At 72.4% G+C, this 20845-nt stretch carries 18 protein-coding genes; 1 reads left to right on the top strand and 17 read right to left on the bottom strand.

Going from position 1 to position 20845, the window contains the following annotated elements:
• Positions 1 to 93 precede the first annotated feature (93 nt).
• The 15 genes from metK to CCO02nite_RS00775 form a co-directional block, all read right to left on the bottom strand.
• A complete protein-coding gene (gene metK / locus CCO02nite_RS00845) occupies positions 94 to 1293 on the bottom strand; it encodes a methionine adenosyltransferase (RefSeq protein ID WP_146841080.1) in 1200 nt (399 codons plus the stop codon).
• A gap of 91 nt (positions 1294 to 1384) precedes the next feature.
• Positions 1385 to 2593, bottom strand: a complete 1209-nt coding sequence (coaBC, locus tag CCO02nite_RS00840) for a bifunctional phosphopantothenoylcysteine decarboxylase/phosphopantothenate--cysteine ligase CoaBC (RefSeq protein WP_146841078.1) — start codon at positions 2591 to 2593, stop codon at positions 1385 to 1387.
• 23 nt (positions 2594 to 2616) lie between these two features.
• Positions 2617 to 2886 carry a DNA-directed RNA polymerase subunit omega gene (gene rpoZ / locus CCO02nite_RS00835; protein WP_146841076.1) on the bottom strand — a complete coding sequence of 90 codons (270 nt, stop codon included), beginning with the start codon at positions 2884 to 2886 and terminating at the stop codon, positions 2617 to 2619.
• A gap of 65 nt (positions 2887 to 2951) precedes the next feature.
• Positions 2952 to 3521, bottom strand: coding sequence for a guanylate kinase (gmk, locus tag CCO02nite_RS00830; protein WP_146841075.1), 570 nt, complete (start codon positions 3519 to 3521; stop codon positions 2952 to 2954).
• Between the two features lie 43 nt (positions 3522 to 3564).
• Complete coding sequence (gene mihF / locus CCO02nite_RS00825; RefSeq protein ID WP_146841073.1) at positions 3565 to 3876, bottom strand: integration host factor, actinobacterial type; 312 nt, start codon at positions 3874 to 3876, stop codon at positions 3565 to 3567.
• 139 nt (positions 3877 to 4015) lie between these two features.
• Positions 4016 to 4876 carry an orotidine-5'-phosphate decarboxylase gene (gene pyrF, locus CCO02nite_RS00820; RefSeq protein ID WP_146841071.1) on the bottom strand — a complete coding sequence of 287 codons (861 nt, stop codon included), beginning with the start codon at positions 4874 to 4876 and terminating at the stop codon, positions 4016 to 4018.
• The gene (gene carB / locus CCO02nite_RS00815; RefSeq protein ID WP_146841070.1) at positions 4873 to 8235 is read right to left on the bottom strand and encodes a carbamoyl-phosphate synthase large subunit; all 3363 of its coding nucleotides are present in this window, start codon (positions 8233 to 8235) and stop codon (positions 4873 to 4875) included. The genes pyrF and carB overlap by 4 nt, the downstream gene beginning before the upstream one ends.
• On the bottom strand, positions 8235 to 9419 hold the full coding sequence (carA, locus tag CCO02nite_RS00810) for a glutamine-hydrolyzing carbamoyl-phosphate synthase small subunit (RefSeq protein ID WP_146841069.1): 1185 nt from the start codon (positions 9417 to 9419) through the stop codon (positions 8235 to 8237). Before carA ends, carB begins: the two co-directional genes overlap by 1 nt.
• The gene (locus CCO02nite_RS00805) at positions 9416 to 9979 is read right to left on the bottom strand and encodes a PH-like domain-containing protein (RefSeq protein ID WP_246117244.1); all 564 of its coding nucleotides are present in this window, start codon (positions 9977 to 9979) and stop codon (positions 9416 to 9418) included. Before CCO02nite_RS00805 ends, carA begins: the two co-directional genes overlap by 4 nt.
• Positions 9976 to 11286 (bottom strand): dihydroorotase, encoded by a 1311-nt coding sequence (locus tag CCO02nite_RS00800; protein WP_146841067.1) that lies wholly within the window; start codon positions 11284 to 11286, stop codon positions 9976 to 9978. The genes CCO02nite_RS00805 and CCO02nite_RS00800 overlap by 4 nt, the downstream gene beginning before the upstream one ends.
• Positions 11283 to 12257: an aspartate carbamoyltransferase catalytic subunit gene (locus CCO02nite_RS00795; RefSeq protein WP_146841065.1), complete on the bottom strand. Its 975-nt coding sequence runs from the start codon at positions 12255 to 12257 to the stop codon at positions 11283 to 11285. The genes CCO02nite_RS00800 and CCO02nite_RS00795 overlap by 4 nt, the downstream gene beginning before the upstream one ends.
• Entirely contained in the window at positions 12254 to 12832 is a 579-nt protein-coding gene (pyrR, locus tag CCO02nite_RS00790) for a bifunctional pyr operon transcriptional regulator/uracil phosphoribosyltransferase PyrR (RefSeq protein WP_146841064.1), read from the bottom strand. Before pyrR ends, CCO02nite_RS00795 begins: the two co-directional genes overlap by 4 nt.
• Before the next feature lie 171 nt (positions 12833 to 13003).
• Complete coding sequence (locus tag CCO02nite_RS00785) at positions 13004 to 14737, bottom strand: S8 family serine peptidase (protein ID WP_186812535.1); 1734 nt, start codon at positions 14735 to 14737, stop codon at positions 13004 to 13006.
• 221 nt (positions 14738 to 14958) lie between these two features.
• The gene (locus CCO02nite_RS00780; RefSeq protein WP_246117243.1) at positions 14959 to 15729 is read right to left on the bottom strand and encodes a putative protein N(5)-glutamine methyltransferase; all 771 of its coding nucleotides are present in this window, start codon (positions 15727 to 15729) and stop codon (positions 14959 to 14961) included.
• A 69-nt stretch (positions 15730 to 15798) separates the two neighbouring features.
• Complete coding sequence (locus CCO02nite_RS00775; protein ID WP_146841060.1) at positions 15799 to 17301, bottom strand: S8 family serine peptidase; 1503 nt, start codon at positions 17299 to 17301, stop codon at positions 15799 to 15801.
• Between the two features lie 234 nt (positions 17302 to 17535).
• Here CCO02nite_RS00775 and CCO02nite_RS00770 point away from each other — a divergent pair, with 234 nt between their 5' ends.
• Positions 17536 to 19788, top strand: a complete 2253-nt coding sequence (locus CCO02nite_RS00770) for a putative bifunctional diguanylate cyclase/phosphodiesterase (protein WP_246117242.1) — start codon at positions 17536 to 17538, stop codon at positions 19786 to 19788.
• Positions 19789 to 19806: 18 nt separating this feature from the next.
• Here the strand turns inward: CCO02nite_RS00770 and CCO02nite_RS00765 are convergent, their stop codons facing one another.
• Entirely contained in the window at positions 19807 to 20292 is a 486-nt protein-coding gene (locus CCO02nite_RS00765) for a hypothetical protein (RefSeq protein ID WP_146841058.1), read from the bottom strand.
• 136 nt (positions 20293 to 20428) lie between these two features.
• Positions 20429 to 20845 carry a transcription antitermination factor NusB gene (nusB, locus tag CCO02nite_RS00760; protein ID WP_146841057.1) on the bottom strand — a complete coding sequence of 139 codons (417 nt, stop codon included), beginning with the start codon at positions 20843 to 20845 and terminating at the stop codon, positions 20429 to 20431.

Raw genomic sequence — 20845 nt, 5'->3', positions numbered from 1 at the left:
TTCCCACAGACGTCGCCTCCGTCCGGTCTCGCGACGACAGCGGGGACGTCGACAGCTGCGGCGTCAGCAGTTGCGGCGTCGACTGCTGCGGCGTCAGCCGACCGCGGACAGCAGCTCGGCGGTGCGGTCCGTGCGCTCCCACGTGAACTGCGGCAGCTCGCGGCCGAAGTGCCCGTACGTCGAGGTGGCCCGGTAGATCGGGCGCTTGAGGTCGAGATCGCGGATGATCGCCGCGGGCCGCAGGTCGAACACCTCGCTGATGGCCGCGGTCAGGCGCTCGTCGGAGACCGCACCCGTGCCGAAGGTCTCGACGTACAGGCCCACGGGGTGCGCCTTGCCGATCGCGTACGCGACCTGGACCTCGCAGCGCCGGGCCAGCCCGGCGGCCACGACGTTCTTCGCGACCCAGCGCATCGCGTACGACGCGGAGCGGTCCACCTTCGACGGGTCCTTGCCGGAGAACGCGCCGCCGCCGTGCCGCGCGTACCCGCCGTAGGTGTCGACGATGATCTTGCGTCCCGTCAGACCGGCGTCGCCCTGCGGACCGCCGATCACGAACTGCCCGGTCGGGTTCACGTACAGCGCCATCTCGGACGCGTCGAGGTCGACCAGTGCGAGCACGGGCTCGATGACGTGCTCGACGATCGCCGGCTGGAGCTGCGACTCGAGGTGCAGGTTCGGCTCGTGCTGCGTCGAGAGCACGAGCGCGTCGAGCCGCACGGGGCGGTCACCCTCGTACCCCACGGTGACCTGCGTCTTGCCGTCCGGACGCAGCCCCGCGACGAGCCCCTGCTTGCGCACGAGAGCCAGTCGCTCGGACAGCCGGTGCGCGAGCCAGATCGGCAGCGGCATCAGCGACGGCGTCTCGTCGCACGCGTAGCCGAACATGAGGCCCTGGTCGCCCGCGCCCTGCTCGTCGAGCTCGTCGTGGTCCGAGGAGTCCTCGCGCAGCTCGAGCGACTTGTTGACGCCCTGGGCGATGTCCGCCGACTGCGCGCCGATCGACACCGAGACGCCGCACGACCGTCCGTCGAACCCGATGTCCGAGGACGTGTACCCGATGCCCGTGACCGTCTCGCGGACGATCGTCGGGATCTCGACGTACGCCTCGGTGGTGACCTCGCCCGCGACGTGCACGAGACCGGTGGTCACCATCGTCTCGACCGCGACGCGCGCACCGGGATCCTGCTCGAGGATCGCGTCGAGGATCGCGTCGGAGATCTGGTCGCAGACCTTGTCGGGGTGGCCTTCCGTCACGGACTCGGACGTGAACAGGCGCGCCGGGGTGGACATGTGCCCAGGGTAGTCGGGGCGACCGACAGCCCCGATCAGCGCCCGCGTCGTGGACCGTCGGGCCGTTCGTCGGGCCTTTCGTCGGACCGCACTACGGCTGGAACGGCTCGTCGAGCAGCGCGACCGTCGCGTCCCACACGGCGTCCGCGACCGTCTCCTTGGACCCGCGCGCCGTGGTGAGCACCGAGCCGTCCGCGCGCAGGATCGTCACGTCGTTGTCGCGGGTGCCGAAGCCGAGGCCGTCCCCGACGGCGTTCACGACGAGCAGGTCGGCACCCTTGCGCCGGGCCTTGGCCTGGCCGTGCTCGAGCACCGAACCCTCGGCGTCGCCGGTCTCGGCCGCGAACCCGACGACGACCTGACCTGCTCGCAGCCGGTCGCTCGCGAGCTCGGCGAGGACGTCCACGGTCTCGGCCAGCGCGATCGTCGGCGGCGCGGCGCCCGGGCGCTTCTTGATCTTGACGGTCGCCGGGTCCAGGGGCCGGAAGTCGGCGACCGCGGCGGCCATGACGACCGCGTCCGCGTCCTTCGCGGCGACGCGCACCGCCTCCCGCAGCTCGTCGGCCGTGCCCACGGGCACGACGTCGACCCCCGCCGGCGCGGCCACGGACAGGTGCGCGGCGACGAGCGTCACGCGCGCGCCGCGGGCCGCGGCCGTGGCGGCCAGCGCGACGCCCTGGCGGCCGGACGAGCGGTTGCCGAGGAACCGCACCGCGTCGAGGGGCTCGCGCGTGCCGCCCGCGGAGACGACGACGTGGCGACCCGCGAGGTCCCGCGGCCGGACCAGCGCCAGCGCGGCGGCGGCGATCTCGTCGGGCTCGGGAAGCCGACCGGGGCCTGAGTCCGTCCCGGTCAGCCGCCCCGAGGCGGGGTCGAGCACGTGCACCCCCCGTGCGCGCAGCGTCGCGACGTTCGCGACAGTCGCGGGGTGCTCCCACATCTCGGTGTGCATCGCGGGAGCGAGCAGCACGGGCGCCCGCGTGACGAGGAGCGTCGCGGTGAGCAGGTCGTCCGTCTGGCCCGTCGCGGCCCTGGCCAGCAGGTCCGCGGTCGCGGGGGCGACGACGACGAGATCGGCCTCCTGGCCGATCGCGACGTGCGCGACCCGGTCGACGTCCTCGAACACGTCGGACGTCACGGGTTGCCCGGACAGCGCCTCCCACGTCGGGCGGCCGACGAACTCGAGCGCAGCCCTCGTCGGGACCACGCGCACCTCGTGCCCCGCCTCGCGCAGCAGGCGCAGCAGCAGGACGGCCTTGTAGGCCGCGATCCCGCCGGAGACGCCCAGGACGACGCGCATGGCAGCGGGGCCGGGGTGGAGGGTCAGGCCTCGGAGGGGACCGACTCGACCGTGAGCAGGCCGCGGTCGATCTCACGCATGGCGATCGAGAGCGGCTTCTCCTGCGGGCGCGTCTCGACGAGCGGGCCGACGTACTCGAGCAGGCCCTCGTTGAGCTGCGAGTAGTACGCGTTGATCTGGCGGGCACGCTTGGCCGAGTACAGCACGAGTGCGTACTTCGAGTCGGCGCGCGCCAGCAGGTCGTCGATCGGCGGGTCGGTGATGCCCGTGGGTGCGGCGACGGTTCCGGCCATGGTGGACTCCCGGGGAGCTAGGGGGTGTGGTTTCGAGGCGGGGCCTCGCACGACTGCGGACGATTCTACCCGCTGACCACGCCCATGACGCGGACCAGCTCGTCGGTGGCCCGGTGCACGTCGTCGTTGACGATCACGTGGTCGAACTCCGAGGCTGCCGCGAGCTCGACGCGAGCGGTCTGCAGGCGGCGCTCGCGCTCGGCCTCGTCCTCGGTGCCGCGTCCGACGAGCCGGCGCACGAGCTCGTCGAATGACGGCGGGGCGAGGAAGACGAACTGCGCGTCCGGCATCGTCTGCCGCACCTGCCGCGCACCCTGCAGGTCGATCTCCAGCAGCGCGTGCTGCCCGGCGTCGAGGCGCTGGCGCACCGGCCCGCGCGGCGTGCCGTAGCGGTGCACGCCGTGCACGATGGCCCACTCCAGCAGCTCGCCGGCCTCGACCATGCGCTCGAACTCGTCGGCGGACACGAAGTGGTAGTGCACGCCGTCGATCTCGCCGGGCCGCGCGGGCCGCGTGGTCGCGGACACCGACAGCCAGACCTGCGGGTACCGGTCGCGCACGTCCGCGGACACCGTCCCCTTGCCCACGGCGGTCGGTCCGGCGAGAACGGTCAGCCGGGCGGGCGTCGTGGTCATGGGTGGTGCGGTGCTCCTCGGTGCGGGGGTGCGGACACTCACCTCACCCGAAGCGCTTGACCAGCTCCTCCACCTGGTGAGGGCCGAGGCCGCGGACGCGCCGCGTCTCGGAGATCCCGATGTCGGACATGATCGCACGAGCCTTGACCTTGCCGACGCCCGGCAGGGATTCGAGCAGCGCGACGACCTTGAGCTTGCCGATGGTCTCGTCCCGCTGGCCCTCGGCGACGACCTCCGAGAGCTTGCCGTTCGAGTACTTGAGGCGATTCTTGACCTCGGCGCGGGCCTGCCGGGCGGCGGCGGCCTTCTGCAGCGCTGCAGCGCGCTGTTCGGGAGTCAGCGGAGGGAGAGCCACGCGCGTCACCTTCTCATTCAGTGCTCGGACGGGACCGTTCTGACCTACCGGAGCAGGTCGTACCTGTGAACCTAGCGACCCCCGTGGACTCCGGCAATGCGGACGCGGGTGCCGCCACCTGCAAGAACGAGGGTGAAGCTCAGTCGCGGCCGAGTGCGACGCGCGCCTCGTCCGCTGCGGCGCGCGCGGTCGAGCGCAGCGCCGCCACGTCCGGACCCGCCTGCAGCACGCCGCGCGACGACGATGCGAGCACCTGTCGGCGCGCCGCACCGAACACCGCGGCGAGCTCGGCCGCACCGGCGCCCTGCGCGCCGACGCCCGGCGCGAGCAGTGGACCGTTGACGGCCAGGTCGGTACCCGTGCGCGCGGCCGCGTCGCCGATCGTCGCGCCGACGACGAGACCGATCGAGCCCATCGGCGCCGCGTCGGCGTTGAGCGCAGCGGCACGCGCGGCCATCAGGGCCGCGACGGTCCCGTCGTCGGTGGTGCGCGCGTGCTGGACCTCGTGGCCCTCCTTGTTGGAGGTCAGGCACAGCACGAACAGCCCGCGTCCCGACGAGAGCGCGAGGTCGACCGCCGGGTCCAGCGAACCGAAGCCCAGGTAGGGCGAGACGGTCAGGGCATCGGCCGCGAGCGGCGAGCCGTCCCGCAGGAACGCCTCGGCGTACGCCTCCATCGTCGAGCCGATGTCACCGCGCTTGGCGTCCAGCACGACGAGCGTGCCCGTCTCGCGCCCGGCGGCCACGACCTCCTCCAGCACCGCGACCCCGCGCGAGCCGTGCCGCTCGAAGAACGCCGCCTGCGGCTTCACCGCGGCGACGCGGCCGGCCACCGCCTCCATCACCGTCAGCGCGAACCGGCGCAGCCCCTCGGCGTCGTCGGACAGCCCCCACTGCGACAGCAGCGTGGCGTGCGGGTCGATGCCCACGCACAGCGGGCCGTGCGCGTCCATCGCCGCGGCGAGGCGGGCACCGAACGGAGCCCGCTCCCCCGCGCTCACGCGTCCACCGGCCCCGCGGACGCGCCCGTGACGGACGCTGCTGCGGCCGCCCGGCGGGCCGCCGTGGCCGCCTCGTGCTCCTGCAGGCTCGTGACCGTGAACGGCCCGGCCTGCGCGGCCTCGATCGCCTGGACGGCGGCGCCGAGCTGCTGCACGGTCGTCACGAGCGCCTTGTCGGCCGCGACCGTCGCGGCGCGGATCTCGTAGCCGTCGGCGCGCGCGCCCTGGCCCGAGGGCGTGTTGACCACCATGTCGACCAGCCCGTCGATGATGAGGTCGACGATCGTCGGCTCGCCGTTCGGGCCGCGGCCCGTCGAGTGCTTGCGCACGACGGTCGACCGGATGCCGTTGCGGCGCAGCACCGCGGACGTGCCCTCGGTCGCGAGCACCTCGAACCCGAGCTCGGTGAGCCGCTTGACCGGGAAGACGATCGAACGCTTGTCGCGGTCGGCGACCGAGATGAACACCTTGCCCGACGAGGGCAGCCCGCCGAACGCGGCGTCCTGCGACTTGGCGAACGCCGTCGGGAAGTCGGCGTCGAAGCCCATCACCTCGCCCGTCGAGCGCATCTCCGGGCCCAGGACGGTGTCGACCACGTGACCGTCGCCCGTGCGGAACCGCTTGAACGGCAGCACGGCCTCCTTGACGGCGATCGGCGCGTCGAGGTCGAGCACCGAGGCGTCGGTGGCCGGCAGCAGGCCCTCGGCCTTGAGCTGCGCGATCGACTTGCCCGTCATCACGTGCGCCGCGGCCTTGGCCAGCGAGACGCCGGTCGCCTTGGACACGAACGGGACGGTGCGCGACGCGCGCGGGTTGGCCTCCAGGACGTAGAGCACGTCGCTGACCAGTGCGAACTGGATGTTGAGCAGGCCGAGCACCCCGACGCCGCGCGCGATGGCCTCGGTCGAGACGCGGATGCGCTCGAGCTCGGCGAGCGAGAGCGTCACGGGCGGCAGCACGCACGCGGAGTCGCCCGAGTGGATCCCGGCCTCCTCGATGTGCTCCATCACGCCGCCCAGGAACAGCTCGGTGCCGTCGAACAGCGCGTCGACGTCGATCTCGATCGCGTCGTCGAGGAAGCGGTCGATGAGCAGCGGCGAGACCGTGCCCGCGCGGCCGCCGTCCGCGGCGTTCTCCAGCGCGCGCTCGACGTACCCGGTGAGCTGGTGCTCGTCGTAGACGATCTCCATGCCACGTCCGCCCAGGACGTAGGACGGGCGCACGAGCACGGGGAACCCGATCCGGCGCGCCGTCTCCTTGGCCCCCGCGAGCGTCGTCGCGGTGCCGAACGCGGGCGCGGGCAGCCCGGCCGCGGCGAGCACCTTGCCGAACTCGCCGCGGTCCTCGGCGGCGTCGATCGCCGCGGGCGAGGTGCCGAGGATCGGCAGGCCGGCGTCCTGCAGGCGCTGCGCGAGCGACAGCGGCGTCTGGCCGCCGAGCGTGACGATGATCCCGGCGACCGGCCCCGCCGCGAGCTCGGCCTCGTAGACCTCGAGGACGTCCTCGAACGTCAGGGGCTCGAAGTACAGCCGGTCGGAGGTGTCGTAGTCGGTCGACACCGTCTCGGGGTTGCAGTTGACCATGACGGTCTCGTACTCACCCTTGAGCGTGAGCGCCGCGTGCACGCACGAGTAGTCGAACTCGATGCCCTGGCCGATGCGGTTCGGGCCCGAACCGAGGATGAGGATCGCCTCGCGCTCACGCGGGCGAACCTCCGTCTCCTCGTCGTACGTCGAGTAGTGGTACGGCGTGAGCGCCGCGAACTCGGCCGCGCACGTGTCGACCGTCTTGAACACCGGCCGCAGGCCCACCGCGTGCCGCGCGCGGCGCACGGCGTCCTCGGTGGTGCCCCGCAGCTGTGCGACCTGCACGTCCGAGAGCCCGTGCCGCTTGGCGCGCGCCAGCACGTCGCGCGTGAGCGCGTCGGCCGTCCGGGTCGCCTCCGCGACCTCGTTGACCAGCACGATCTGGTCGAGGAACCACGGGTCGATGCCCGTCAGTTCGTGGACCCGCTCCACCGGCACCCCCGCGCGCAGCACCTGCTGCACGTCGATGAGCCGCCCCTCGGTGGGCCGCGAGATCGTCGCGACGACCGCCTCGAGGGCGTCGCCGCTCAGCGCCTGGCCGGCCCAGTGGAAGACCGAGCCCTTCTTGTCGATCGACCGCATGGCCTTGCCGAGCGCCTCGGTGAAGTTGCGGCCGAGCGCCATCGCCTCGCCGACGGACTTCATCGTCGTGGTCAGCGTCGGGTCCGCGGCCGGGAACTTCTCGAACGCGAACCGCGGCACCTTCACGACGACGTAGTCGAGCGTCGGCTCGAAGCTCGCGGGCGTCGAGCCGGTGATGTCGTTGGGGATCTCGTCGAGCGTGTAGCCCACCGCGAGCTTCGCGGCGATCTTCGCGATCGGGAAGCCCGTCGCCTTCGACGCGAGCGCGGACGAGCGCGACACGCGCGGGTTCATCTCGATGACGACGACCCGGCCCGTGTCCGGCTCGACGGCGAACTGGATGTTGCAGCCACCCGTGTCGACGCCGACCTCGCGGATCACCGCGATGCCGATGTCCCGCAGCCGCTGGTACTCGCGGTCCGTCAGCGTCAGGGCCGGCGCGACCGTGACCGAGTCGCCCGTGTGCACGCCGACAGGGTCGACGTTCTCGATCGAGCAGACGACCACGACGTTGTCGTGCTTGTCCCGCATGAGCTCGAGCTCGTACTCCTTCCAGCCGAGGATCGACTCCTCCAGGAGCACCTCGGTGGTCGGGCTGTAGTGCAGGCCCTGTCCGACGATCCGGCGCAGGTCGGTCTCGTCGTACGCGATCCCCGAGCCGAGCCCGCCCATCGTGAACGACGGGCGCACGACCACCGGGTAGCCGAGGTCCTGCACCGCGGCGAGCGCGTCGTCGATCGTGTGCACGATCGCCGACCGCGCCGACTCGGCACCGCAGACCTCGACGACCTCCTTGAACTGCTCGCGGTCCTCGCCCTTCTGGATCGAGGCGATGTTCGCGCCGATGAGCTCCACGTCGTACTGCTCGAGCACGCCGGCCTCGTCGAGCGCGATCGCGGCGTTGAGCGCGGTCTGGCCGCCGAGCGTCGGCAGGATCGCGTCCGGGCGCTCCTTGGCGATGATCGAGGTCAGCACCTCGGTGGTGATGGGCTCGACGTAGGTCGCGTCGGCGAACTCCGGGTCGGTCATGATCGTGGCCGGGTTCGAGTTCACGAGGACGACCCGCAGGCCCTCCTCCTTGAGCACGCGGCACGCCTGGGTGCCGGAGTAGTCGAACTCGCAGGCCTGGCCGATGACGATCGGGCCGGACCCGATGACCAGGACGCTGGAGATGTCGGTGCGGCGAGGCATCAGGCAGCGCCCTTCGTGTTCGTCGGGTTCGCGGTCATGAGGTCGAGGAAGCGGTCGAAGAGGTAGGCGGCGTCGTGCGGACCGGCCGCGGCCTCGGGGTGGTACTGCACCGAGAACGCCGGCAGGTCGAGCGCCCTCAGCCCCTCGACGACGTCGTCGTTGAGGTCCACGTGGCTCACGACGACGCGGCCGTAGCGACCGCCGTCGTGCGGCGCGACCGACTCGCCCTCGAGCGGTGCGTCGACCGCGAAGCCGTGGTTGTGCGCCGTGATCTCGACCTTGCCGGTCGCGCGGTCGACCACCGGCTGGTTCACGCCGCGGTGGCCGTAGCCGAGCTTGTACGTGCCGTAGCCGAGCGCGCGGCCCAGCAGCTGGTTGCCGTAGCAGATGCCGAAGAACGGGATCCGCCGGTCCAGCACGTCGCGCAGCAGCTCGATCTCGTGCGTCGCGGCGCTCGGGTCACCCGGGCCGTTCGAGAAGAACACCCCGTCCGGCCCGGTCGCCAGCACGTCCTCGATCGTCGCCGACGAGGGCAGCACGTGCACGCGGATCCCGCGCTCGGCCAGGCGCTGCGGGGTCATCGCCTTGATGCCGAGGTCGACCGCGGCGACGACCGCGCGCGGCTCGGCGAGCGGGGCGCCGTTCTCGTCGAGCGCGTCGACCACGTACGCCTCGCTCGTCGTGACCTCGCCCGCGAGGTCCGCGCCCGCCATGAGCGGTGCGTCGAGCACGTGCTCGAGCAGCTCGGAGTCCGTGCGGTCGCCCAGGGCGTCGCCCGAGAAGATGCCCGCGCGCATCACGCCGCGCTCGCGCAGGTGGCGCGTGAGGGCACGCGTGTCGATGCCGCTGATCCCGACGATGCCCTGACGCACCAGGTCGTCGTCGAGCGACCGGCGCGAGCGCCAGTTGGAGGGCACTCGTGCGGGGTCGCGCACGACGTAGCCGGCCACCCAGATGCGGGCGGACTCGTCGTCCTCGTCGTTGACGCCCGTGTTGCCGATGTGCGGCGCGGTCATCACGACGATCTGGCGGTGGTAGCTCGGGTCCGTGAGCGTCTCCTGGTAGCCGGTCATGCCGGTGTTGAAGACGATCTCGCCGAGGGTCGTGCCGACGGCGCCGTACGCCTCGCCGGCGAACGAGCGGCCGTCCTCGAGGACGAGGACCGCGCGGGTCGTGTCGGTCATGCGTTCTCCTTGCTTCGAGCCGCACCGTCGCCGGTCGGCGTCACGAGAGTGGCGACCGCGTCGACCAGGGGGTCGCGGTCGTCGTGGTCACGGGTGAGGAGGCCGGTGTCGAGCCCGCCGGCCTGTGCGTCGGTGTCTGCGTCGGCGCCGGGCGGCTGCCAGGTCACGACGACGAGCCCGTGCCCGCCGACGACCTTGCCCGCGATCCCCGGCGCGGTCGTCACGGCGCGCAGCGCGGCCGCCGGGACGAACAGGTCCGTGGCGCCCGTCCGCTCGACCAGCAGGCCGGCGTCGTGCACCGTGACCGTGGCCGGGCTGCGCACGCCGAGGTCGGCCGCGACGACGCGGTCGAGCCAGTCGCCCGCCGTCGTCGTCGAGACGTAGACCGCGGCCACAGGTCCGAACCGGGTCGCGCCGAGGTCCGCCGGACGCGTGGGCAGCGCGCCGACGACCTCCGCGGTCCGTCGTCGGCGGTGCTCCCAGCCGCGACGCATGCCCCACCACGACAGCGCGACGACGCCGACGAGCACGAGGGTCGCGGCCAGCTGGGTGCCGGTCACCGGGCGACCACCACGTCTTCGTCGCACGACCCGCCGTCGAGGACCGTCGCGCGGCCGCGCAGGAAGGTCGCCACCACGCAGCCCGAGAGCTCGCGCCCGCGGAACGGCGAGTTCACCGACTTCGTCGCCTGCTCGGCCGGGTTGATGACGCGCCGGATGCTCGGGTCGACGAGCGTGAGGTTCGCGGGCTCGCCGACCGCGATCGGGCGGCCGTGGCCCTCGACGCGGCCGATCCGTGCGGGGTTGGCCGACAGCACGCGCGCGACGTCCGTCCAGGTCATGCGGCCGGTGTCGACCATGGTCTCCTGCACCACCGAGAGTGCGGTCTCGAGCCCGGTCATGCCGAACGCGGCCGCCGCCCACTCGCAGTCCTTGTCCTCGCGCGGGTGCGGCGCGTGGTCGGTCGCGACGATGTCGATCGTCCCGTCGGCGAGCCCGGCGCGGACCGCCTCGACGTCGCTCTGCGTGCGCAGCGGCGGGTTGACCTTGAAGGTTGGGTCGTAGCCGCGGACCAGCTCGTCGGTGAGCATGAGGTGGTGCGGCGTGACCTCGGCGGTCACGTCGATCCCGCGCGACTTGGCCCACCGGATGATCTCGACCGAGCCCGCCGTGGACAGGTGGCACACGTGCAGTCGCGAGCCGACGTGCTCGGCGAGCAGCACGTCGCGCGCGATGATCGCCTCCTCCGCGACCGCGGGCCAGCCCGCCAGGCCCAGCTCGGCGGACACGACGCCCTCGTGCATCTGCGAGCCGGCGGTCAGCCGCGGCTCCTGCGCGTGCTGCGCGATCACGCCGTCGAACGCCTTGACGTACTCGAGCGCGCGCCGCATCACGACCGGGTCGTGCACGCACCTGCCGTCGTCGGAGAACACGCGCACGCGTGCGGCGGACTCCGCCATCGCGCCCAGCTCGGCGAGCCGTTCGCCCTCCAGGCCGACCGTGACCGCACCGACCGGGTACACGTCGACCCAGCCCGCCTGGCGGCCGAGCCGCCAGACCTGCTCGACGACCCCCGCGGTGTCCTGCGTCGGCGTGGTGTTCGCCATCGCGTGCACCGCGGTGAAGCCGCCCAGCGCCGCCGCCCGCGTGCCGGTCGCGATCGTCTCGGCGTCCTCGCGGCCCGGCTCGCGCAGATGCGTGTGCAGGTCGACCAGGCCGGGCAGCAGGACGAGGCCGGAGCCGTCGATCACGGTCGCGCCGTCCCGCGTCAGGCCCGCGCCGATCTCGGCGATCACGCCGTCGGCGAGGACGACGTCGGTGCGCCCCTCCCCGAGCGGGGAGACGTCGCGCAGGAGGTACTCGGTCACTGGCCCACCTTCTCGTTCGTCTGCTCCCCGGCGAGGAGCAGGTAGAGCACCGCCATCCGCACCGCGACGCCGTTGGCGACCTGCTCGACGATCACGGCCCGCGGGGAGTCCGCGGCGTCCGCCGAGATCTCCAGCCCGCGGTTCATCGGGCCTGGGTGCATGACGATCGCGTGCTCCGGCAGCGCGGCCAGTCGCGTGGCGTCCAGGCCGTAGCCGCGCGTGTACTCGAGCGGGCTCGGGAAGAACCCCCCGCCCGCGCTCGACATCCGCTCGCGCTGCACGCGCAGCATCATCAGCGCGTCCGGCTTGCCGTCGCGCACCACCTCGTCGAGGTGGTAGCTGACCTCGCACGGCCACGCGGAGACCCCGACCGGCACGAGCGTGGGCGGCGCGACGAGGGTCACCCGTGCGCCCAGCGTGGTCAGGAGCTGCACGTTCGAGCGCGCGACCCGGCTGTGCAGGACGTCGCCGACGATCGCCACGTGCAGACCGTCCAGACCACGTCCCGTGGCGTCCGTCCCGACGAGGTGGCGGCGCACCGTGAACGCGTCCAGCAGCGCCTGCGTCGGGTGCTGGTGCGTGCCGTCGCCCGCGTTGATCACGGCGCCGCTGGTCCAGCCCGCGGCCGCGAGAGTGTGCGGTGCGCCGCTCGCCTGGTGCCGGATCACGACCGCGTCGGCGCCCATCGCCTGCAGCGTGAGCGCGGTGTCCTTCAGCGACTCGCCCTTGGAGACGCTCGAGCCCTTGGCGGAGAAGTTGATGACGTCGGCCGACAATCGCTTGGCCGCCGTCTCGAAGCTGATGCGCGTGCGCGTCGAGTCCTCGAAGAACAGGTTGACGACCGTGCGGCCGCGCAGCGTCGGGAGCTTCTTCATCTCCCGGGACTGCGTCGCGGCCATCTGCGCCGCGGTGTCGAGGATCAGCACGGCCTCGTCGCGGGTCAGGTCCCCCGCGGACAGCAGGTGCCTCATGCGTCGTCCCCCTCGATGAGCACCGCGTCGCGGTCGTCCTGCTCGCGAAGGAGCACGCGCACGCGTTCGGACTGCGAGGTGGGCAGGTTCTTCCCGACGAAGTCGGCGCGGATCGGCAGCTCGCGGTGTCCCCGGTCGACGAGCGCGGCGAGCTGCACGGCGCGCGGGCGGCCCAGGTCGGAGATCGCGTCGAGCGCGGCCCGGATCGTGCGGCCCGAGAACAGCACGTCGTCGACGAGCACGACGACCTTGCCGTCGATCGTCCCCGGGATCTCCGTGGTGCCGATCGACCTCGTCGGATGGTGGTGCAGGTCGTCGCGATACATCGTGATGTCGAGGCTGCCGACCACGCGGCGGACGTCGAGCGTCGGCTCGACCTCGACGAGGCGGGCGGCGAGGCGGTGGGCGAGCGGGACGCCGCGCGTGGGGATCCCCAGCAGCAGGACGTCGTCACCACCCTTGTTGCGCTCGAGGATCTCGTGCGCGATGCGCGTCAGTGCGCGTGCGATCTCGGCTTCACCGAGAACGACCCGGGCGGCCGACCAGTCGTCGGACGCGGGCGTGGCTGAACCCATGCGGCATCTCCTTCTCCGCCTCACAGGACGGGAGTTAAAGGAAGCTGTGCGATCGCCCCACCCTACCCCGTGCCCTCACCCGTACCGGACACCGTGCCGGACACCGCCGGGGCCCGACCAGACACGCTGGTCGGGCCCCGGCGGACGTGCGGAGCGGGATGCGGATCTCGCTCAGGAGACCTTGCCGGTCGGCTTGGACGTGCTCGCCATCGACACGAACGAACCCGTGCTCTTCGGCGTGACCCGCACCGTGATCTGCTTGCCCTTGTCGGCGGAGACGAGCAGGTAGCTGGCCTTCGTCGCGCCGGCGATCGCGGTGCCGTTGCGGAACCACTGGTAGTTCTTCGTCGTGATCTTGCCCGTGAAAGCGACCTTGACCGACAACCGCTTGCCGACCTTGGCGCTGCCCGTGATCGTCGCGCGGCTGGTCGCCGTCAGGATCTTCGACAGGTCGAAGTAGCCCTTGCCGCACGTGCCGTTGCAGTTGTACTCCGCGACGGGGGACGTGCTGGCGTACTTCGGCAGCGGCGAGTAGGCCTTGCGGACGGCGTTCTCCAGGGCGCTGCCCTTCAGGCCGAGCGAGGCGATCAGCGCCGCACCGCCTGCGACGTTGGGTGTCGCCATGGACGTGCCCTGCATGTAGGCCCACGTCCCGGAGCCCGGCTTGGTGGTACCGAGGTTCCAGGTCGACAGGATCTGGTACGCGTTGGTGCTGGAGTAGCTCTGGCCGCCAGGTGCCGCGAGGTCGACGACCGAGCCGTAGTTGGAGTACGTCGCGCGGAAGCCGGTGTCGCTGATCGACGCGACCGTGATCACGCCGTTGCAGTTAGCGGGCATCGTGTTCGCGGCGTCCGTGGCATCGTTGCCGGCCGCGACGATGACGACCGCGCCACGGCTGCGTGCGCGGTTGATCGCGTCCTGCATCGTGGACGAGCACACGCCGGTGCCGCCGAGCGAGAGGTTGATCACGCGCGCCGGGGTCTTGTTGACCGGCTGGTCACCGACCTTGTCCCCCGCGGCCCACCGGACAGCGGCGGCGATGTCGGAGGTGGTGCCACCGCCGACGCCCAGGGCGCGCACGTGCTGGAGGCGGACGCCCGGGGCGTTGCCGAGGCCGGCCTTCCCGTCCTTGGCGGCCGCGATGATGCCGGCGACGTGCGTGCCGTGCCAGCTGCTGGAGCCGCCATCGCCGAGGTCGCCCTGGTCCTGAGGGTTCGCGTCGCGCCCGTTGCCGTCCCGCGCCCGCGATGCCTGCGAGATCATGTCGTACCCGGCGACCGTCTGGGAGTTCAGCTGCGCGTGCGACGTGCTCCCCGTGTCCACCACGGCGACGACGACGTCCTTGACGCCGAACGTCCGCTTCCACAGCGACGGCGCGTGAGTCGAGTACCCGCCCGCGGGGAACTTCACGCCCTCGTAGGTGCCGTCCCACGTGTCCCAGAGGTAGAACTGGTACTTCGAGAAGTACGGGTCGGACGGCTTGACGGGCGAGGCTGCCTGCGCCGTGAGCACGAGGTCCAGCTCGGCCGACTCGACGCCCACGACCTTCTGCACCGCGGCGAGCTCGTCGAGCGCCTCGGCGGGCGGAACCGGCTCCGGGAAGCTGAGCGCGTACGTCGTCCCGTCGTCCACCGCGGCCGGCGCCGTGCTCGTCGAGAGCGACGACGCCGTCGCGCGGGCCGAGGCGCCGGCGCCGTTGACGATCGCGGCGACTGCCGACGCGACGGAGTCGGCGCGCGACGGCGTTGCGCCGCGCGCGGCCGTCGTCGGGGCGTCCGCGAGGGTGTAGATCACGCCGGCCGCGAGCGTCTCCTGCGCGGGGGTGTCCTCGACGACGGGCGTGCCGCTGTCGCGTCCCGGGTCGGCCGCCGCCACCGGCAGCGCGTTCACGCCGGTCAGGGCCACGCACAGACCCGCCCCGGCTGCGACCGCCGCGATCTGCCGCCGCCTTGTCGTACTTCTCGCCACGAGATCAGCTCCTTCGGCCGCCGGACGGCCGTCGCTCGTCGGCGACACGCCCCTGCGCACCGCCCGGGGCGTCAAGCCGGTAGCCCCGGGCGACCATACCTGGCGAAACCGCCGATCCCCGCTCGAGTCCACCGATTCGTCCGTGTGCCGCGGGCATTTCACCTCCGCCCGACGACCACGGTGCCGTCGACGTCGTCGTCGCGCCGCACCGAGGTCGCGAAGCCAGCGTCGGCAAGGAGCGCGACCGTGGAGGCGGCCTGCTCGCGACTCGTCTCGACGAGCAGCACCCCACCTGGCACGAGCCACGGCGAAGCACCGCGGGCGATCCGGCGGTGCAGGTCGAGGCCGTCCGCGCCGCCGTCGAGCGCCACCGCGGGCTCGTGGACCCGTGCCTCGGGCGGCATCGTCGCGATCGCGGCCGTGGGGACGTACGGCGCGTTGGCCGCGATCACGTCGAAGTGCCCCCGCAGCGCGTCCGGCAGCGCCGCGAACAGGTCACCCTCGTGCACCCGGTCCGGGGGCAGGTTGCGCCGCGCGCAGGCGACCGCGGCGGGGTCGAGGTCGGCGGCGTGGACCTGCGCGTCGGGCCGTCGGGCGAGCACGGCGGCCGCGACGGCTCCCGTGCCGCAGCACAGGTCGAGCACGGCCGGATCGGCGCGCCCGGCCACACTCTCGACCGCGACGTCGACGACCAGCGCTGTGCGGCTCCGAGGGACGAACACGCCCGGAGCCACGACGACCCGCACACCCGCGAACGACGCCCAGCCGAGCACCACCTCGAGCGGCTCCCCCAGGCACCGGCGTACCAGCGCCCGCTCGAGGGCCGCGTCGTCCAGACCCTCGCCGAGCAGCAGCGCGGCCTCGTCCTCCGCGAACACGCACCCCGCGGCGCGCAGCCGCACCACCACGTCGTCCAAGGAGTCGGTCACACCCACACCCTGACACGACGACGGGTGGCGGCCCGGACCTGCCGGACCGCCACCCGTCGATGGTTGCTGCTAGAGCGCCTTGCTCAGGTCGAGGATGCCCTCGCCGCACAGCGCCTTGGTGCAGTTGTTCCCGGTGTAGAAGCTGTACGTCGGGAAGCCCCGCACCGACTTCAGGAGCTTCTTCTCGAGCGCCGCGCCCTTCAGGCCCGTCGAGGCGAGCAGAGCGGCGGCACCTGCGACACCCGGCGTCGCCTGGCTGGTACCCATCATGAAGCCGTAGCCGGCGGCCACCGGAGTCTTCTTGCCGGTGTTCACGGTCGACTTGATGAGCAGGTACGGGCCGTAGTACGGGTCCTCACCACCGGTCGTCGCGATCTCGATGGTCGAGCCGTAGTTCGAGTACGACGCGCGCTGGCCGTACTGGTCCAGCGAGGCGACCGTGATCACGCCCTTGCAGTTGGCGGGGGCGAAGTACGAGGCGTCGTAGTTCGAGTTGCCCGCCGCGACGATGACGACGCTGCCGCGCGAGCGCGCACCGTCGATCGCCGACTGCAGCGCCGGGTAGTCGCTGCACTGCGCGTAGCCGCCGAGCGACAGGTTGAGCACCCGTGCCGGCGTCTTGTTCTTGGTCACGCCCGAGACCGAACCGCCGGACGCCCAGGTGATCGCGGCCGCGATGTCGGACATCGAGCCGCCGTCCTTACCGAGCACCCGCACGTGCTGGATGCTCACGTTCGGGGCGTTGCCGACGATCGTCTTGCCGTCCTGGAGCGCGCCGACGATGCCGGCGACGTGCGTGCCGTGCCAGGAGCTGGGAATCAGCGAGCCCGAGTCCGACGTTCCCCAGTCGCCCTGGTCCTGCGGGTTCGCGTCGCGACCGTTGCCGTCGCGGGCGTTGGAGGCGGAGCTGATCATGTCGTAGCCCGCCACGGTGTGGGCGTCGAGCTGGGGGTGCGCGGTCCGGCCCGTGTCGATCACGGCGACGACCGTGCTCAGCTTGCCCTTGGTCTTGGTCCAGAACGACGGCGCGTGGCTGCTGTACCCGCCCTTCGGCAGGGTGATCGCGGCGCCACCCGAGACGGGCGACGGGCGCTTGTCCTTGAAGTCCCAGATGTTGAACAGCGTGCCCTTGCGGAAGTCCGGGTCGCTCGGGTTCACCGGCGGCGTCGAGTCGGTGGTCAGCAGCAGGTCGGGCTGGGCCCAGGTCACGCCGGGCACCTTGGCGAGGCGCGTCGCGGCATCACGTGCGGCCAGGACCGAGACGGGCTCGACGAAGTCGACGACCCCCGCCTCGTCGACCGTCTGCAGTCGCACCCCGGCGACCGACGCGCCGACGCCGAGAACGGCGGACCGCACCAGCGTGGCGTCGACCTTCGCGCCGGGCGCAACCGTGTACATCACACCCGAGGCGCGCTGCTGCGCCACGAGCTGCGCCGCGGTCGTCCGACCGGCGGTGTCCTTGCCTGTGCTCTCGCCTGCCGCTGCCGGCAGGAGCGCCGATCCCAGCATCGCTGCCGCCAGACCGACGGTCGCGACCGCCCCTACCGTCCGGCGTCGGGTCGTCCAGTTCACGAGTCTGTCCCCCTTCTCTCCGCCTCGGCTCCCGCACACGGTCCCCGGACGGTCGAATCGCCTGCGTCTCCAACGGCACAGGCGCTTCGGTGAGCCTAGCCACCGAGCACACAACTCGGACACCGTGCCGGGGGGTGACGTTTCGTCGGAAGCCGTGATTCCACCTACGCGTCACCCGGATGCCACGTCAGGTTCATCCTGAGGTGAGCCGATGTCACCGAGGTGCTCGGGTCCGTGCCTACGTGGGTCGGCGTCATCCAGTTGCTCGCGGCTGGCCTCGTCGCCGGTCTCTGCGTGCTCCAGTGGGTGTGGTGGCGCGGCGAGCAACGGTCCGCGGGTGCGATGTGGGGCTTCGCGTGGTCGTGCGACATCGGCCTCATGCTGCTCGTCGGCGGGCTCGGCGCCTTCCTGGGCGACGGCCCGTGGAACACGCTCGTCGGGTTCGTCCACGCACAGCTCATGGGCGGCTTCCTGCTGATCGCGATCCCCGCGACCTGCGCGTTCGGCCGCGGGCCCCGCGTGCGCTGGTGGGTGCTCGGGGCGGCTGCGCCTCTCGTCGTGAGCCTGCTGGCCTGGTTCTGGCCGATGGCCGACGAGAACGTGCGCATGACCGTCATCGGCAGCGGGCTCATCGTGAGCGCCGTCGTCGTGCTCGGCTACGTCGTCGCGACCGTCGGGCGGCTGTCCGTGTCGCTGTGGGGCGTGCTGCTCGTCGTCGCGGGCCTGGAGTCGCTCGCGATGCTCACGGTCGGCGGGCTCGTCCCGGACCGCACCGTCGGCGGGTTGCTCGTGGCGCTGTGGGCGCTGCCGATCGCGTTCGGCCTGGCGGGCCTCGCGCTCGCCCGGGTGCGCGAGGCGCAGGACGCGGCCCGCCGTCAGCACCGCATGCGCGACGCCACCGCCCGGCTGTCCAACACGGCCTGGTTCGCGCACGACGCCGACGCCCTGCTGCTGCGGGCGCGCGACGAGGCGCGCACCGTCGTCGGCGATCCTTCGGTCGAGGGCTCGCTACGACCCATCTCGCACGGCCGGTTCGTCGCCGAGCTGTTCTCCGCCAACCATGCGCCGCACGACGGCCAGGAGCGGGCCTTCCTCGTCGACCTCGCGCAGGTCGTCGCGACCGCGGCCGAGCGGTACGCGCTCACCGAGCGCCTCAACCGGACCGCGTTCAGCGACGCGCTCACCGGGCTGCCCAACCGTCGCGCGGTCGAGAAGCACCTCGTCGAGATGATCGAGCGCGCCAACGTCGAGCGGACCCGCGTCTCGCTCGTCTACTGCGACCTCGACGGGTTCAAGCGCTACAACGACATGCACGGGCACGCCGGCGGTGACGCCGTGCTCGTCCGCGTCGCCGAGTACCTGCGCGGCGTCATGCGCGGCGACGACACGTTCGTCGGCCGGCTCGGCGGCGACGAGTTCGTCATGGTGATCGCGCGCGCCCCGCAGGACGTCGAGCTCGTCTCGCTGGCCCGCTCGATCCGCGAGGGCTTCGTCGACCGCCGGTTCGGCAACCGCCCGGCCCGCCTGTCCGTCGGCGTGGCGACCTGGGTCCCCGGCGACGTCGTCGACCCCGACGCGCTCGTCCGGCATGCGGACACCGCGATGCTCGAGGCGAAGCGCTCCCGGTCCGGGTTCCGTGTGTTCGACCGCGCCCTGCGCCGGCGAGTCGAGGCCGAGCGCCTGCAGCGTGCCGCGCTCGAGTCGGCGGTCGAGCAGGGGCTGTTCACCGCGCACTTCCAGCCGATCGCGGACTCACTCACGCTCGAGGTCGTCCAGGTCGAGGCCCTTGCCCGGTGGGACCACCACGGCAACCTCATGCTGCCCGCGGACTGGCTCGACCTCGCCGAGGAGACCGGCCTGATCCTGCCGATCGGGCTGCAGATGCTCGCCGAGGCGCGGCGTGCCCTGACGCGCTTCCAGGTGCCCGTCGCGGTCAACATCACCGGCCGGCACCTCTCGGAGCCCGATGCGCTCGAGCAGATCGAGACCGCTTGGGGCGACGAGTACTGGGAGCACCTGACGCTCGAGATCACCGAGAGCGCGCTGGTCCAGACCGTCGCGGCCGTGCCCGTGCTGTCCGAGCTGCGTGCGCGCGGCGCGCGCATCGCGGTCGACGACTTCGGAACCGGGTACTCCTCGCTGGCCCGCCTGTCGCGGCTGCCGGTCGACATCCTCAAGATCGACCGCTCCTTCGTCAAGGAGATCGACACCGACCGCGGCCGGTCCGTCGTGCGGGCGATCGTCGAGCTCGCCGGCACCCACAACCTCGAGGTCGTCGCCGAGGGTGTGGAGCGCGCCTCCGACCTCGCGACCCTCGTCGAGCTCGGCGTGCGTCGCGTGCAGGGCAACTTCCTGGGCCGCGCGATGCCGTCGCTGCCGGTCCGCGGCCCACGCCCGGGAAGCATCGAGGAGACGCGTCCGCTGCGGGTCGTGCCCGAGCCTCGACCGGCCGAGGGCGGCTACGCGGCGCTGCACCGTCAGGCCTGACCCGTCAAGCCTGACCCGTCAGTCCTCGTCGACCGGCACCACGCGCACCTCGCCCGTCGCCGCTTCACCGCCCTCACGTACGACGACGAGCGTCGCGGTGCCCTGGGTGGCGTCCGCCGGTACCTGCGACGTGAGCTGGAACAGCCCGCCGTCGACGAGCCGGGACTCCCCTAGCTCCTGGTCCGTGCCGGACTGGCGCCAGTACACGACCACGTCGCGATCCCCCGTCACGCGGCCCTGCTGCGAGCAGAACTCCGACCCGGTGTCGTCGCAGAACCCGAAACCGTAGCCGACGACACTGATCGGGGCGCCGGGCGCCAGGTCGGGCGGGTCGTCGAACTGTGGCTCATCGGCGTGCGGGTCGTCGGCCAGCCTGACCCCGACCCCCGGGGGCGCGCACGCCGAGGCCGTCGGTATGCACCCGGACGCCACACCGACCATGCCGACGATCAGCACGCCCGTGACCGTCAGGCCACCCACGACCCACCAGGACGTTCGCGCCATCGCTCCCCCTCGTCACCAGCACCTGGCTCCGGTCTACCAGCCGGCAGGCGCCCGGCACCGAGGCACGGGTCACGGTTCGACGACGAGAGTGCGGCGTTGTCGTCTCGAGGCTGACGTCGGCCTCGGGGAGCCGTCGTCAGGCGAGCAGCGTCGGCTTCAGGTCGACGACACGGCCCAGCAGCCCGTTGACGAAACCGGGCGAGTCGTCCGTCGACAGCGACCGGGCCAGGTCGACAGCCTCGTCGACGGCGACCGCGTCCGGGACGTCGTCGTTGAACAGGACCTCCCACGTGCCGATCCGCAGCAGCGCGCGGTCGACCGCGGGCATGCGATCGATCGTCCAGCCGTGCGAGTGGGTCGCGAGGATCTCGTCGATGCGGTCACGATGCGCGACGACGCCCTCGACGATCTCGACCGCGTACTGCGGCAGTGCGGCCTCGGTCCCCGGTTCGGAGATGCGCTGCGCGAGCAGCGTCAGCGGCACGAGGTCGCGCTGATCCGCCTCGAACAGCACGTCGAGGGCCCGCTTGCGGGCCTTGGTGCGCGCACCCAC

Origin of the sequence: Cellulomonas composti (assembly GCF_007990245.1) — a bacterium.
Taxonomy (GTDB): Bacteria; Actinomycetota; Actinomycetes; order Actinomycetales; family Cellulomonadaceae; genus Cellulomonas; species Cellulomonas composti.
This window is presented reverse-complemented; position numbering and strand designations above follow the sequence as displayed.

What these genes read in the sequence shown, in the direction of transcription:
- metK (WP_146841080.1), bottom strand. Translation starts at nt 1,293, where the DNA reads ATGTCCACCCCGGCGCGCCTGTTCACGTCCGAGTCCGTGACGGAAGGC.
- coaBC (WP_146841078.1), bottom strand. Translation starts at nt 2,593, where the DNA reads ATGCGCGTCGTCCTGGGCGTCTCCGGCGGGATCGCGGCCTACAAGGCC.
- rpoZ (WP_146841076.1), bottom strand. Translation starts at nt 2,886, where the DNA reads ATGGCCGGAACCGTCGCCGCACCCACGGGCATCACCGACCCGCCGATC.
- gmk (WP_146841075.1), bottom strand. Translation starts at nt 3,521, where the DNA reads ATGACCACGACGCCCGCCCGGCTGACCGTTCTCGCCGGACCGACCGCC.
- carB (WP_146841070.1), bottom strand. Translation starts at nt 8,235, where the DNA reads ATGCCTCGCCGCACCGACATCTCCAGCGTCCTGGTCATCGGGTCCGGC.
- carA (WP_146841069.1), bottom strand. Translation starts at nt 9,419, where the DNA reads ATGACCGACACGACCCGCGCGGTCCTCGTCCTCGAGGACGGCCGCTCG.
- CCO02nite_RS00795 (WP_146841065.1), bottom strand. Translation starts at nt 12,257, where the DNA reads ATGAGGCACCTGCTGTCCGCGGGGGACCTGACCCGCGACGAGGCCGTG.
- pyrR (WP_146841064.1), bottom strand. Translation starts at nt 12,832, where the DNA reads ATGGGTTCAGCCACGCCCGCGTCCGACGACTGGTCGGCCGCCCGGGTC.
- CCO02nite_RS00765 (WP_146841058.1), bottom strand. Translation starts at nt 20,292, where the DNA reads ATGGCGCGAACGTCCTGGTGGGTCGTGGGTGGCCTGACGGTCACGGGC.